At 60.7% G+C, this 14,231-nt stretch carries 15 protein-coding genes; all 15 read left to right on the plus strand.

Annotation, left to right across the window (positions count from 1 at the left end; all coding sequences use genetic code 11):
- Positions 1 to 6: 6 nt before the first annotated feature.
- Positions 7 to 1,440 (plus strand): MBOAT family protein, encoded by a 1,434-nt coding sequence (locus Q0837_RS14725; RefSeq protein WP_298470639.1) that lies wholly within the window; start codon positions 7 to 9, stop codon positions 1,438 to 1,440.
- A 4-nt stretch (positions 1,441 to 1,444) separates the two neighbouring features.
- Complete coding sequence (locus tag Q0837_RS14730) at positions 1,445 to 2,371, plus strand: hypothetical protein (protein WP_298470641.1); 927 nt, start codon at positions 1,445 to 1,447, stop codon at positions 2,369 to 2,371.
- 13 nt (positions 2,372 to 2,384) lie between these two features.
- Positions 2,385 to 3,122 (plus strand): GDSL-type esterase/lipase family protein, encoded by a 738-nt coding sequence (locus Q0837_RS14735; protein ID WP_298470643.1) that lies wholly within the window; start codon positions 2,385 to 2,387, stop codon positions 3,120 to 3,122.
- The gene (locus Q0837_RS14740) at positions 3,119 to 3,859 is read left to right on the plus strand and encodes a GDSL-type esterase/lipase family protein (protein WP_298470645.1); all 741 of its coding nucleotides are present in this window, start codon (positions 3,119 to 3,121) and stop codon (positions 3,857 to 3,859) included. Before Q0837_RS14735 ends, Q0837_RS14740 begins: the two co-directional genes overlap by 4 nt.
- A complete protein-coding gene (locus Q0837_RS14745; RefSeq protein ID WP_298470647.1) occupies positions 3,856 to 4,848 on the plus strand; it encodes a zinc-binding alcohol dehydrogenase in 993 nt (330 codons plus the stop codon). Before Q0837_RS14740 ends, Q0837_RS14745 begins: the two co-directional genes overlap by 4 nt.
- Positions 4,845 to 5,957 carry a Gfo/Idh/MocA family oxidoreductase gene (locus Q0837_RS14750; RefSeq protein ID WP_298470649.1) on the plus strand — a complete coding sequence of 371 codons (1,113 nt, stop codon included), beginning with the start codon at positions 4,845 to 4,847 and terminating at the stop codon, positions 5,955 to 5,957. The genes Q0837_RS14745 and Q0837_RS14750 overlap by 4 nt, the downstream gene beginning before the upstream one ends.
- A complete protein-coding gene (locus tag Q0837_RS14755) occupies positions 5,954 to 7,333 on the plus strand; it encodes a hypothetical protein (protein WP_298470651.1) in 1,380 nt (459 codons plus the stop codon). The genes Q0837_RS14750 and Q0837_RS14755 overlap by 4 nt, the downstream gene beginning before the upstream one ends.
- Positions 7,334 to 7,342: 9 nt before the next feature.
- The gene (locus Q0837_RS14760; RefSeq protein ID WP_298470652.1) at positions 7,343 to 7,864 is read left to right on the plus strand and encodes a hypothetical protein; all 522 of its coding nucleotides are present in this window, start codon (positions 7,343 to 7,345) and stop codon (positions 7,862 to 7,864) included.
- Positions 7,865 to 7,885: 21 nt separating this feature from the next.
- The gene (locus tag Q0837_RS14765; protein ID WP_298470654.1) at positions 7,886 to 8,752 is read left to right on the plus strand and encodes a hypothetical protein; all 867 of its coding nucleotides are present in this window, start codon (positions 7,886 to 7,888) and stop codon (positions 8,750 to 8,752) included.
- Between the two features lie 27 nt (positions 8,753 to 8,779).
- Positions 8,780 to 10,060: a hypothetical protein gene (locus tag Q0837_RS14770; RefSeq protein WP_298470656.1), complete on the plus strand. Its 1,281-nt coding sequence runs from the start codon at positions 8,780 to 8,782 to the stop codon at positions 10,058 to 10,060.
- A 30-nt stretch (positions 10,061 to 10,090) separates the two neighbouring features.
- A complete protein-coding gene (locus Q0837_RS14775) occupies positions 10,091 to 10,687 on the plus strand; it encodes a DapH/DapD/GlmU-related protein (protein WP_298470657.1) in 597 nt (198 codons plus the stop codon).
- Positions 10,684 to 11,973 carry an O-antigen ligase family protein gene (locus tag Q0837_RS14780; protein WP_298470659.1) on the plus strand — a complete coding sequence of 430 codons (1,290 nt, stop codon included), beginning with the start codon at positions 10,684 to 10,686 and terminating at the stop codon, positions 11,971 to 11,973. The genes Q0837_RS14775 and Q0837_RS14780 overlap by 4 nt, the downstream gene beginning before the upstream one ends.
- 11 nt (positions 11,974 to 11,984) lie before the next feature.
- The gene (locus Q0837_RS14785; protein WP_298470661.1) at positions 11,985 to 12,953 is read left to right on the plus strand and encodes a hypothetical protein; all 969 of its coding nucleotides are present in this window, start codon (positions 11,985 to 11,987) and stop codon (positions 12,951 to 12,953) included.
- Positions 12,950 to 13,393, plus strand: coding sequence for a DapH/DapD/GlmU-related protein (locus Q0837_RS14790; protein ID WP_298470663.1), 444 nt, complete (start codon positions 12,950 to 12,952; stop codon positions 13,391 to 13,393). The genes Q0837_RS14785 and Q0837_RS14790 overlap by 4 nt, the downstream gene beginning before the upstream one ends.
- 84 nt (positions 13,394 to 13,477) lie before the next feature.
- Positions 13,478 to 14,206: an FkbM family methyltransferase gene (locus Q0837_RS14795; RefSeq protein ID WP_298470665.1), complete on the plus strand. Its 729-nt coding sequence runs from the start codon at positions 13,478 to 13,480 to the stop codon at positions 14,204 to 14,206.
- Positions 14,207 to 14,231: the final 25 nt, after the last annotated feature.

Consider the following 14,231-nt stretch of genomic DNA (forward strand, 5'->3'; position numbering starts at 1 on the left):
GGGCGCATGCTTTTTTCGACCGGCACATTCTGGCTGTTCTTCCCGGTGGTGCTCGCGCTGCTGGCGGCGAACCGGCTGATCCTGCGCTCGGTCGCGGTGCAGAACGCGGTGCTACTCGGCGCGAGTTATACCTTTTACGGCTGGTGGGATTGGCGCTTTCTCGGCCTGATCATCGTATCAACGCTGATCGACTATGTTGCCGCACGGGGGATGGAGCGCAGCGGTGACGGTCCCGCTCGCAAACGCTGGCTCCACCTCTCGGTGTTCGCCAATCTGTCGATCCTCGGCCTCTTCAAATACTTCAATTTCTTCGCAGGCGAGCTGAAAGCAGGCCTCACTGCCGCCGGAGTGAGCGCCGACTGGTCCACTCTCAATATCATCCTGCCGGTCGGCATATCGTTCTACACGCTCCAAACGCTCAGCTACTCGATCGACGTCTATTACAAGCGCACCAAGCCCGAACCGAACCTGCTCCGCTACGCCACCTATGTCGCGTTCTTCCCGCAGCTTGTCGCCGGACCAATCGAGCGGGCGCGCAAGCTGATCCCGCAATTCGCGTCACTCGCACAGCCGACATGGGAGACAATCAACCAAGGCGTACGGCTGGTCATCGCAGGCCTGTTCCTCAAGATCGTGATTGCCGACAATCTTGCGCCCTATGTCGACCGTATCTGGAGCGCGCACGCCACGTTAGGCGGCGGCGAACTGCTGCTTGGGATGCTGTATTTCTCGATCCAGATCTACGCTGACTTCGCAGGCTATTCCTCGATTGCCATCGGGCTGGCGGCAATGATGGGGATCCGGCTTTCGACCAACTTTGCCACCCCGTTTCTCGCCAGTTCGATCAGCGCGCTCTGGCGCGGATGGAACATCACGCTGACGCTGTTTTTCCGCGATTATGTCTATGCCGAGCTGAGGAAGGGCAAGCGTACCGAAAGCCGCATCGCGCTCGCCAATATTGCGACCTTCTTCGTCAGCGGGTTGTGGCATGGTGCGAACTGGACCTTTATTGTCTGGGGCACCGCGCACGGGGTGCTGCTGGTGCTGGAGCGGCGCTGGCGTGCGGCGGTGACGTTGGGTGAGAAAGCGTGGCTGAAGCTGTCGGGCTGGCTCTACACATTCGGGCTGTTCGTCGTGCTCTCCGCCCTGTTCCGCAGTCCTGATTTCGGCACCGCCTGGACGATGTACGCGCGCTCGGTCACCGAGTTCGGCCTGCCGCAAAGCGAGCGCTTCGGTCTGCTGTTCGTGACTCTCGCCTTCGCCGTCGATGCGCTATGGCGCGGACAGACCAGACTGGATCAGGGTCTCAAGCTTGCGTGGCTCGGCCGCGCGGGCAAGAACTTCACCGAAACCGTCCTCTTCGCCGCCGCGCTCATTCTCGTGCTCGTCAACGCCACAACCCGACAGGAAGCCAGTGCCTTCATCTACTTCCAGTTCTGACGGAATGAGCGCCAAACGCGCCCTGATCGCGCTGATCGGCGTATTCGTGCTGCTCAACGCAGCGCTGATCGCCGTGTGGCAGGCGATCCCGTTCACTCCAGTGAGCGAGGGGCGCTACCTCGCGGCAGTCGACGATCACATCGCCATGCTGGAGCGGAGTAAAGGAGAGGAAGGCCGGATTATTCTGATCGGCGGATCGGGCGCAGCATTCTCGATCTCTGCAGAGACTTTGGGGCAGGAGCTCGACCGGCCCGTTTACAATGGTGGCATTCAGGCGGGGATCGGATTTCGCAACCTGATGGACCTCTACGCGCCGCATCTCGACCCGGAAAATGACCTGATCGTGCTGCTGCCGGAACTTGAACTCCTTGCCGAGGACGAACGATACTCGGCGCCTTGGTGCGATGTGGTTTACCTGCGCAAAGACCTAGGGCGCCTTATCGGCCAGCCAAGATGCGTCCCGCATGTCATCCACCGGACCTATCAGGAGGTGCGCCACCACATCACGGGCAACACTGCCGTCGATGAAGTCTACCGTCGCTCAGGGTTCAACGCAGTAGGCGACCTGACCTCGCACCTCACCATCGACCGGTCTCCGCCCGATTTCAGCGACTACCGATTGCCGGATATCACCCCGGAGGAGCTCGACCGGTTTGAGAACTATGTGGAGGACAAGCTGATCGAGCGCGGGTTTGAGGTGCTCTACATTCCCGCTGCCATGCCAGACCCGGCATGCCGTTGGCGCGAGGTGGACGCGATCACCGCGCAATTGAGCGCACTCGGCACGGGTGTCGTCGTGCAGCACGACCTTTCCCGCTTCTGCCTGGCCGCCGATCTGTTCTTCGACGGGGCAGGTCATCTGGGTCGCGAGGGTCGCCAAGTCCAAACCCGCAACGTGCGCACTGCGCTTGCGAAATATGCGACAAACTGACAGGGGCGCGCGCATGTTTCGCACGATAGGTCTTGCTGCGCTGGTGCTTGCCGCGTTCGGCTGGGGGTTCTCCGCCGGAGCGTATGACCTGTTCCCGTATCCGCAGGCGCGTGCGGTCAAGGCGGCGGTTTTTGGCGCAGCTGACACGGCCAATACCGAATACCAGCTAAGTGACGTCCCCGCGATCTCTGCCGAGCGCTATTCGGCGCTTGATACCAAAGCCGAGATCGTCATGGCAGGCGACTCGATCACGGCGAGCGGTCGCTGGAGCGAGCTGTTTCCCGACGCCTCGATCATCAATCGCGGCGTGCCGGGAGACCGGGTGGGTGGATTACTGGCGCGGACAGACGACATTCTGAAGGCCCAACCGTCCAAAGTGTTTGTGATGATCGGGATCAACGATGTCGCTGCGCGCAACACCAACCCGCAGATCGTCAAGCGTTACGAAGCCTTGGTGGACCGGCTTTCTGAAGGCGGCGCCAAGGTGTTCGTGCAATCGGTAATCACCTGCCGCGACACCGAATACAGTCCTTGTGATCAGACGATGCGCGCTCAGATTGCTGAGCTGAACGTGTCGCTGCTCGAAATGGTCGGCCGCAAGGGTGCGACCTTCGTCGATCTGGACGGGACCTTTTCGGACCAGAACGGCGTGCTCAAGCGCTATAGCATCGACGGCATCCACCCGGGCAGCGCGGGCTTCGAGGAATGGCGCAGGCTGGTCGCGCCTCACATCGATGGTGAGCCCGAATGATCAAGCTCATTGTGATCGCCGTGGTCGTGCTGGGCGCATTTGTCTGGGGCCTTGCTGCGGGCACCTACAAGATTTTCCCGTTCGCGCAGGTTCAGGCGCTGCATGAGGCCGTGACGACAACGAGCGCCTCGGGCGGCGACGGCGCCTACCGCGACAACACTCCGGCGACGGAGCGCGGGTTGGCGATGGCCGATTGGGATACTCAGGCGGAAATCGTGATGATCGGCGATTCAATCACCGAAATGGCCCCTTGGAAAGATATGTTCCCCGATGCCGATATCCTTGGTCGCGGGGCTTCAGGCGATACGGTGAGCGGGGTTGAAGCGAGGCTCGATGCGATCCTGCGCGCTCAGCCGGAACGCGTTTTTGTGCTGATCGGAACCAATGATCTAAATCTCGGCAATCCGATAGATGAAGTGCTTACGCGATATGCTCGCGTGATCGAACGGCTGAAGTCTGCAGGCGCAGACGTGACGATCCAGACTGTCCCTCCCTGCGAGCCGGTGCTCGAAATCTGCACCGGCAAGCGGAGCGAAGCCGAAGCGGCATTGAACGAAGGGATCGCGCGCCTGGCCCGTGAACAGGGTGTGGTCCTGATCGATCTTGCAGCGGAATTCCCAAACGGGACGGAATATCGCGCGGACGGTGTGCATCCCACGGTGTCGGGCTACAAGGCGTGGCGCGATATTCTCGCGCCGCATATCACGGCCCAGCCGCAAGCGGAGGCCGCCGAATGAGCATCACCGCCAAGACTGTCTGGCTCGAAGCGCCGGGAGAGGTTGCCTTGCGTGAAGAAGCGCTTGAGGCTCCTGGAGCGGGCGAGATCCTGTGCGAGACCATCGTCACCGCGATTTCACCCGGCACCGAACTGGCCGCATGGCGAGGCGATCCGCCTTTGCGCCCCGGCGTCGTCTATCCGCGACTGCAAGGGTACTGCAATGTCGCGAGGGTGTTGGAATGCGGTGACGCCGTCGATGAATTCGAACCGGGCGACCGGGTGCTGACCCTGCAATCGCATCGCAGCCATTTTGTGACACCTGTAAGCGGCGCGTTGTACAAACTGCCCGACAGCGCCGACGCCGATATGGTGGTCTCCGCCTATCTTTTCCATCTTGGCTACAATGCGGTGCTGCGCAGCGATATTCGCGCGGGGCACCGCGTGATGGTGATTGGTTTGGGCGCGCTGGGCCTCACTTCGGTGGCGATGGCATCGCTCGCTGGGGCCGAAGTCGTTGCAGTGTCGGGCCAGAGCACTCCTGCCAAGATTGCCAAAGAGTTTGGAGCGACGACCGTCGTCTCGCGCGAGGAGGCGGCTTCGCTTGGCAACGATGCCGACGTGATCATCTCGACTACCAACGGCTGGGACGACTTTGTACTCGCTCAGCGGGTCGCGGCACAGAACGGCACGATCGCTTGCCTCGGCTTCCCCGGGCGCAATGCAGCGCCGGGAGACTTCAACCCGCTCGCCAGCGAGTATTTCTATATGAAGCAGCTGCGCATCGAGGCAGTCGGCTGGTCACCGCTCGAGAACGACACGCGGGGCTTTGCCCGGTTCAACCAACGCGACAATATCGGCTTCTTGGCAGATGCCATCCAAAGTGGACGTATCGATCCTGCACCGATCCTTTCGGGACGCTATCCGGGCCCAGACATCGCGCAGGCCTATGCCGATCTCGACGCGCGCAAGGATGATGCGATCACTTATCTGCTGGATTGGAACGCATGAGCGATTTGACAGCGGCGGTGATCGGCTGCGGCCGGATGGGTGCGTTCACCTCGCCGAGCGTGCGTGAGTACGGGCCGGAGTGCTTCCTGCCTTCCGCGCACGCCGAGGCATTTGCGGAGGCCGACGGGATCGACCTCGTGGCCGTTTGTGATGCGCACGAAGAGAACGCCAGACGCGCCGCCGAACATTACAGCGTCGCGCGCAACCACACCGATCATTCCGCAATGCTCGCTGCTGGCGCACCCGACCTCGCCGGGATTGCCACTCGCACGATTGGCCGCGCGGATATGATTGCCGACTGCATCGCGGCTGGCACGCGCGCGCTCCATGTCGAAAAGCCGATCTGCAATTCAGTCGCGGAGTTGGAGCAGCTTGAGACACTGCTCTCCCGCGACGACGTGTTCATGACATTGGGCGCGGTGCGACGGCATTTTGCGATCTACAAGGAAGCGGTCGCGCGCGCGCAGTCAGGTGCCTATGGCGACCTGCTTGAGGCGCATGCCGAATTTGGCGCGCGCACGCTCTATTGGTCGCACCCGCACACGGTCGATCTGATCCTGCTCGCCGCCGCCGGTGCCAAAGTCGAAGCGGTTCAGGCACGGCTCGGCACGGTTGAGCGAGACGGCGCGCGGATCATCAATGATCCCGTCGTGCAAGGGGCAACGATCTGGTTCGAGGGCGGCTTTTCCGGCCACATCACCCGCATGCCGGGGACCGATTTCCGCATGGCCTGCCAGACTGCGCAGATCGCGGTGACGAGCAATGGGCATTCGCTGTGGCAGTCGGGGCGCGCCAAGCCTGACCCCAACGCCGCGCGTGACACAAATCCAGCTGGCGCAAACCCCTATCACGAACCGGAAATCCAAGCTTTCACCGCGCCCGACCTGCCGCAAGGGGCGCTCGCACCGATCCTGCAACTGGCCGATTGTTTGAAGGGCTACGAAGAGGCGCGCGCCGCCAACACCGCACTTAAACGCGATATCGTGACCGGCCAACGCATCCTGTTCGCCATCGTCCAATCCCATTTCGAAGGCGGTCGCCCGGTAACGCTGGACGCAATCGACCCTGATCTCTTCATCGAAGGCCGCACAGGCGACGCCCCGGCATGAGCAGCAAGCCCAAGATTTTGTTCTTCGCGCGCGGATTTCAGGCGGGTTTCTACCCCGAACTGAAGGACGAGCGTTATGACGCGGTCTATGTGACCCTGACCCGCGAGGAAGCCGACCAGGTCCGTGCCAAGGGCTGCGAGGTCGCAGCCTGCTTCGAGGCCGAATTCGACTCCATCACGCCCGCCGAAGTGCCTGAGCATTACCTGCTCACCTCGCTGATGTCGGAGCGGTTTCTCGGTCGCTATTCGCAGTCCGAACGGCTCACCATCCTCGGCAAGGAAATCGCCTTTTGGCGGGCGCTGCTCGATGAGCATCAACCGATAGCGGTGTGCAACGAGTTGATCGCGATCGAGATTTCCGAGGTGCTGCTGATCGAGACGCGCCCAAGACAGATCAAATACCTCGCCCCGATGTATTGCGTGATCGAAGGCTATTTCTACTGGCTGCCCGATCCGCTGACGCTGTCGGGACAGGCGCTCGACCTGCCTGAACCGACCGATCGCACCCTCGCCATGGCGGATGCCTATCTCGATCAGGTGCGGCAGAGCGATTACAAGCCGTATTACGTCCGCAATCTTGCCGGGCGGCGCAATCTCAGGCCGCTCGTCACTGGCCTCGTCAAGTCTGCGCTATGGAAGTGGCGCGACCGGACTTCGCGCGATTCCACCAGGCCGGGCGCATTCCGCTACGAGACCTACACCGAAGAATATGCCAAGCGCCCGCAGGTCTTCGCCGCCAGCTTCACCAAAAGCTACGACGCGCTGACGGACATTCCGGAGGAGCGCGAAATCGTGCTCTACCCCCTGCATCAGGAGCCCGAGGCGACGCTCAACTATATGAGCGAGTTCTTCTCCAACCAGGTCGCCACGATCGAGAATATCCTCAAATGCCTCGGCCCGCACCAAACGCTGGTGGTAAAGGAGCATCCGGTCGACAAGGGCGCACTGCTGCGGCCCAAGTTCCAGGACATTCGCGCGCGCTATTCGAACCTCGCGTTCTTGCCCGCCGAGGTCCACAGCCGCGAAGTTCTGGCGCGATGTGAGCGCGTCGTCACGCTCACCAGCAGTGTCGGATGGGAAGCGGCCTGTATCGGCAAATGCGTGTTCGTGATGGGGGATATCTACTGGGACAGCGTGCCGGGCGTGTGGCGGATCGAGACATGGCAGGAACTGCGCGATGCGATGCGCACCCCGGTGGAACAGATCGAGCGGGTCAATCCCGAAGACGCACGCCGCTTCGTCGCCAGCCTTGCTGAATTCAGCCACCAAGGCCGCCCGCTGCCCAATCCCAAGCTCTACGATGCCGACAATATCGCGAAGGTCCGCGAGGCGATCTGCATCGGGGCGGGAATTGCCGAGCGCGAGCGCGATAGCTAGTTAAGCGTCATGAAGCGGTTTTTGCTCAAGCTCTGGATGGTGGAATCCAACATTCGCGCGACGATGCGCGTTTCGACATGGTTCCACACGAAGATGCCGCTGATCGGGCGTTTCATGGCGATGCTGATCGATCGCACGTTGCTGTGGCGCTTCGGCGTCGATGTCACCAGCTACCGCGTAAAAGTCGCGAAGCTGCGCATTTCGCATCCGGCGGGCGTGCTGCTCGGCGGCAACGGGATCGTGTCGAAAGGCCGTGTCGCCGTGAATGCGGGCGCGAAATTCGTTGGTCCTGCCCCCGATGATGCGGAGTATCTCGCCCGCCACGCGACCGGTGATGTCTTCCGCTTGGGCGACAATGTCGTTATTGGCGCAAACACGGTGGTGGTCGGCCCGGTCGACATTTGCGACGATGTCGTCGTGGGAGCGATGTCGCTGGTCAACCGTTCCATTACGCAGCCGGGCACTTACGTTGGCATCCCGGCCAAACGGATCAGCGACGAAGTGCCGAGCGACATCTGGGTCAGTCGCTGACCGACAAGGATTGAATGAACGATGGCAAGCACAGCCCTCAAAGAAACAGCGAGCTTCCTGCGCTGGCGGCTCGTGCCCGTGCGCAAGCTTGGCAAGGTCAAGAACCAGCTGACCGGCCATGCCGCACCACCGCCGCGCGAGTACGACTTTGACGCAGAGCGTCTCAAGCAATTGAACACGCTTGGCTATTGCCCGGCCGTGCCAATCGATCCCGATCAGCTCGCCGCGATCCGCGACATCTACATGCCCCGCGGCGACGAAGTGGTTCCGACCGATAACGGTCACCCATTCGAAAACGTCGTGCGGCCCGACGACTTCAATGCCGAAAACCCGCTGTTCCAGCTGGCTTTCTCCGAAGGGATCCTCGGCGCTGCGCAGGCCTATTTCGATGGCAAGTTCTCCTTCGCCAGCATTCAGGTCGCGCGCTCGTTCCCGACCTCGGGCGACTTGCGTGAGAGCCAGAAATGGCACCGCGATTATGGCGACGCGAAAAGCCTGCACTTCATCATGTACCTGAACGACGTGACCACCGATGAGCACGGCCCGTTCGTGTTCGTCGACAAGCAGGTCAGCAAGAAAGTGAAGCGTTCACCGATCATCCGCCGCCTGACCGATGATCAGATCGCCGCAGAGATCGGCAACGACGAATTCGAGACCTTCTACGGCCCGTCCGGCTCGGCGATCCTGATGGACCCGGCCACCTGCTATCACTTCGGCAGCCGCTGCAAGATCCCGCGCACGGCGGTCTTCGTGACCTTCAACACGCACGTGCCCTACACCGAGATGATGGCCCCACTCGGCCAGCACCGCGCGCAGGCCGCCGCCGAAGCGCGCAAGGTCCGCCCCGATCTTTCGGGCGAATACATCGATTCGATCCTGCAGGTCTGATCGCTGGCTCGCCTGAGCCTCTCTGCCATGATGAATTCTCGCTCCGCCTATGTTGCCATCGGGCTTGGTGTGAATGTGCTCATGCTGGTGCGCGGCGTGGCGATGATGACCGCGCTGGGATATGCCGATCTTGGTCTGATTGCGCTTGTGCAGGCTGCGATCCTGTTTTCAGGGATGCTGCATTTCGGGCTGCTCAATGGCGGCTACAGGCTGCTGTGCCATGCCGGGCCGAAGTACAAGCAGCGCATCATCGATCTCGCTTACACCGGCTTTGCGATCATCGCCGGGATCATTGCGTTGGTCGCCTTGGCTGCATCGATCTGGCTAGATAGCAGCCTCTACCGCCTTATCGCTGCGCTAACCGCACTCGGGGGCATCTGTTCGCTGCTGCGCGCGTGGATGATGAACGAGATGGTCGCCGCCGGGAGGCTCAAGGCGGCAAATCTGATTAACGGCGCATCGATGCTGGTCTCGCTGGCAGTGGTTGCGTTGCTGTTCGTAAATGGCGTGAATGCTGACCCCGCATTGATTGCAGTGGCCTCGATTGCGATCCAGCCGGTATTGTTTGCCACACTCTCGCTTGCCAGCGGCGCGGTACTCCGGCCTAAAGGTCTTCGTTATTCCAAGCGTCTTGGCGGGGTGGTGTTCCGCGCCGGATTCACCCTGTTCCTCACCAGCATCGCGATCCAGTTCAACTCGCTGATCGAGCGCACTTACGTTTCGAGTGAATTGGGCCTCGAACCGCTCGGACGGCTGTATCTCGCGTTTCTGTTCCTGACCCTTTTCCAGATGGCCCCGAACCTGGTGCAGCAGGTATTCCTGCCCGGCATCGTGCGGCACTGGAAAGCAGGCGAAGCCTCGGCAACTTCGCGAGAATTGCGCAACCTGCTCGGTATCACCCTTGGGTATTGCACCGCTGCCGCGCTGGCTCTTTGGCTGCTGGCCGAGCCATTGCTAGGACTTGTTCTGCCCAAATATGTGCCCGACCTGCGCTGGGTCTATCTGCTGGCGCCGGGCCTGATTGCCTTCGCCCTCTCGGCACCGTTCGCGCTGACCTACAACGTGGTGATCGACTACACCTGGTACATCGTCGCCTACGGCGCAGGCGTGGTTGCGACTTTGCTGACTTTCGGCGGAGCCCTTCTGGTCGGCGAGACATTCAGCCTCGATGGCGTCATCATCCTGCGCAGCGGCATCTACGCACTCATGGCGGTACTGCTGGTGATAGGCTGGTGGCGATTGTCGCGCCGTCATCCCGCATTTCGCCTGTTCAGCCCGCAACTTGCCGCGAACCGGGCGAGCGTGTAGGCGCGCGCCTCACGCAACAAGACAGTAGCCATGCTGCATTTCCGTATCCGCGACTTCCTCTCGATCCTGTTTTACCGGCTGCTCGCGCCGCTATTCGGCAGCGTTGGCAGCGGAGTTCGGATCGTGCGTCCCTTGCGGATATTCGGCGCGAGATACTGCCATTTCGGTGACGAAGCGGTACTGCAATTCGGTGCCTATATCGCCGCGCTCAAGGAGCATGCCGAACCGCCCGTCCTGAAGATCGGCGCGCGTACCATGATCGGCAACCACGCGCATATCGTCGTCACCAAACGGGTCGAATTTGGCGAAGGCGTGCTCACGGCTGACCGGCTGTTCGTGGCCGACAATCGCCACACATTCGAAGACCCCGCCACGCCCGTCCGCGATCAGGGCCTGACCCAGCTTTCAGAAGTCACAATCGGCGATGGGAGCTGGATCGGGGAGAATGTCTGTATCTCCGGGGCGTCGATCGGCAAGCAATGCGTGATCGCCGCAAACAGCGTCGTGACCAGCGACATTCCCGACCACTGCGTCGCCGCCGGTGCACCCGCGCGCATCGTCAAGCGCTATTGCAGCAAGCGTGAGGGCTGGTATCGCACGACTCCCGAAGGAGAGTTCCGCGAATGAGCGCGACCGCAGCCCCGAACGTTCAGGCCCCGCGCAGGGCCGGCCAGATCACCAACCCGAAACTGCGCCAGCGCTTGCGGCAAATTGCTTTGTTTGGGGCAATGCTGATTTCGGGCGGCCTGCTGTCGATTCCACGTGAGCCTCTGCTCGCAATCGTGTTGATCCTGTGCTTTGCGCTGCGCAATCCATTGCGACTGTTCCGCCCTGAATTCGTGTTGATCTGGCTGTTGCTTATCGCCGTTGGGGCAGTAGCGCTCATTGGGGGTGAGAGCTTCCAGTTGCTACCAATCACCATCCGGTACGCGAACTTCATTGCCGGATTGGCGATGTTGCTGGTCTATATTGACGAGAACCGCAGCAAGCTTGCCGATGATCTCTACCCGATCCTGAAACTGATGTCGTTTCAATCGATCCTGACTCCCATAGCAGTGATTGTCGCAGGGGGGCTTTTCACCACCTTTCAGGTCAACGACACCGTCTACAACACTCTGTTCTACGTCTTCACCTATCACGAGCTTATTGAGACCGGGTCGCTGCTGAAACGGCCTGACGGGTTCTTCTTTGAACCAGGCGTCTTTCAGATCTATCTCAACATCTTCCTGTTCATCTGCTTGTTCGTTCGCAAGCATTCTTGGTTCGATATCGGGCTTGCAGCTTTTGCTGTGTTGGCCACACAATCGACCACCGGGGTTGTGATCATGATGATCCAGTTCGGCTGGGCCTATCTACTTTGGCTGAAGACCGCGAACCGGCGGCAGAAAGTCGGCGTTTTCGTGTTTGTGCCGATCCTGTTGTTACCGCTTGCTGCGTATATGACATTCAATGTCAGTCAGAAATTCTACGGCGCTCTGAGCGGATCAGCCGAAGCGCGCGAATACGATCTGCGCACCGGACTGGCTGTGGCGGCAGAAAAACCGCTGACCGGGATCGGTTTTGATTACGAGAAGTACTTCGATGTCTCCGCACGGGTCGGCTATCGCGACGCCAATCTATCGCGCGACAACATCACAGAGCGCGGCAACACCAACGGCGTAGTGGTGCTGCTGTTCAGTGTGGGGATACCACTGTCGATCATCTTCCTTCTCGGCCTGATGTTCCAGAGAATGTTCCGACCTCGCTTCCTGTTTGCCGGACTGATCTTCCTGTCGCTGATGGCTGAATCGCTGTTCTTCACGCCAATCGTGCTGATGGTGGCATTCAGCGGGCTGCTGATCCGTCCACAGCGCGTGACCGGGCTTCTTAGAGGTCGCAGTCGCAATCGGCCGATGCAGCCGCAGCGCGCCTGAGCGTTCCTGACATGTCGCGCATCCTGTTCATCGGCATCGATTACTTTGCCTACGCGAAAGAGATTTGCTCAGCGCTTGAGCGGCTGGGGCATGAAGTCGACTTCCACCCGATCGAAGACGCGAGCTTTGCCAGCAAGACCGCGAAAAAACTGGCAGGCGGAGCGTATGCCAAACGGCTTGCCGCCTATCACGACGCGCTGATCGAAGGCAGCGCAGGCAAAGGCTACGACACGGTCCTGTTTATCCAGTGCCACCACATGCAGCATTCCGCGTTGGAGCGGCTGCGTACGCTGCACCCCGATGCCCGCTTCGTGCTCTACAATTGGGATTCGCTGACAACACACGATTACCGGCCTTGGCTGAAGCATTTCGACCATGCGGCGACGTTCGATCCCACCGATGCGAAGGAATTGGGGATCGGATACCTCCCCCTGTTCGCTATCCCGCGCTTTTTCGGAATCGATCATGATCGACCCAAGGCGCAGGATCTCTATTTCGTTGGCGCGATTGGCACCATGCACCGCTTTGAAGCGCTCGCCCGGCTGCACGCCTTTTGCGAGGCCAATGGGCTTTCGACCAGGTTCCATCTCAAATGTTCGCCCGTGGTGCAGATGAAACTGCTCAAGGCCCGCAAATCACTACCCGGCGTGACCGGCAAAAGCCTTAGTTTCGACGGAATCGTCGACATGCTCGAAGCGTCGCGCGGGACGTTCGATTTCGCCAATCACAAGCAATCCGGCTACACGATGCGGCTGATCGAGAACATGTGCGCGGGTCGCAAGATCGTGACCGAGAACAAGCGCATTCTCGACGAACCATTCTATCGAGACGACCGCTTCCTGCTGGTCGACGGTTATGATTTCTCCGCCGTGCCAGAATTTCTCGCCCGCCCGATTACCTCCGATCTCGACGTTGAAGCATTTGGGATAGACAGCTGGGCGCGGCAGTTGGTCGAGCAGGAAAGGGTAGCCGCCGCATGAGCGAAGAGACCAAAGGCTTGCGGCAGAGCATTGCCAAGCGCGTGCAATGGCTGCGCTGGTATCGTTACAAGCTGAGCGGGTACGACATTCACCCGACCTGCGAAATCGAGCGCGGGCTCAACCTTGACCGCTATTTCCCGCAGGGCATCCATGTCGGCGCGCATACGATCCTGACCAGCCGGGTCACGATCCTCAGCCACAAGCTGATCCCGCGCAAAAGCCTTGGCCGATACGATGGCGAGAAGGTGCACACCTATATCGGCGAATGGTGCGTGATCGGGATCGGCGCGGTGATCATGGGCGGCGTGCGGATCGGCGATGAATGCGTGATCGGATCAGGCGCGGTCGTCACCAAGGACGTTCCCTCAGGCACGATTGTCGCGGGTAATCCGGCAAAGGTCGTGCGCGAAGGCATCGCGATGGAAGGCATCCACCTCTAAACTCTTCGCAGGTGCAGCAATCGAAGCGTTGTAACATCCGTCCCCCAAGTGTAGGGCGCGCCCGGATCAAGGACAAAACTAGCCATGAGCGCAAAAAAGAAGATCCTTCAGGCTGCCAACAAGGTGCTCGCCCCGACCGGCGCGCAGCTCTATCGCGCCGGGATCGACATGGAATATGCCCTCGGCTGGCTCGCCGGGCGCGACCACGGGATCGAGAGTATTCTCGATCTCGGTGCAGCGCGGGGCGACTGGAGCCGGATGGCGCTCGGCATGTTTCCGAAAGCGCGCATTGTCGGTGTCGATCCGTTGCGCGAACGCCTGCCCTATCTTGAGCAGCTGAAGGGCGAGAGCGACCGGTTCGATTTCGTCTCCGCTGTCGCTGGCGAAGACGATGGCGGGACCGCCGAGCTGGCCGTCACCGATGATCTCGACGGGTCGAGCGTGCATGGCAGCGAAGGCGAAACCCGCACAGTGCCGGTCCATTCAGTCGACGCCATCGCCGAGATGAAAGGCCTCAAAGGCCCGTACTTCCTCAAATTCGATACGCACGGCTTCGAAATGCCGATCTTGCGCAGCGCTGAAAAGGTGCTGTCGGAAACGCGCTTCCTCGTGATGGAAGCCTACAATTTCCGTCACACGCCCGAGACGCTGCTGTTTCATGAAATGATCACGTTCATGGCGACCAAGGGCTTTCGCGTGACGCACCTCGTCGATGTGCTCAACCGCCCGAGCGACGGCGCGCTGTGGCAGATCGACCTTATGTTCGCCCGCGACGACGATCCCGTCTTTGCAAGCGACAGTTTCAAGGCCTAATCGGCTCTTCTCCTCATTCCTATTT

Source organism: uncultured Erythrobacter sp. (assembly GCF_947499705.1).
Classification (GTDB): domain Bacteria; phylum Pseudomonadota; class Alphaproteobacteria; order Sphingomonadales; family Sphingomonadaceae; genus Erythrobacter.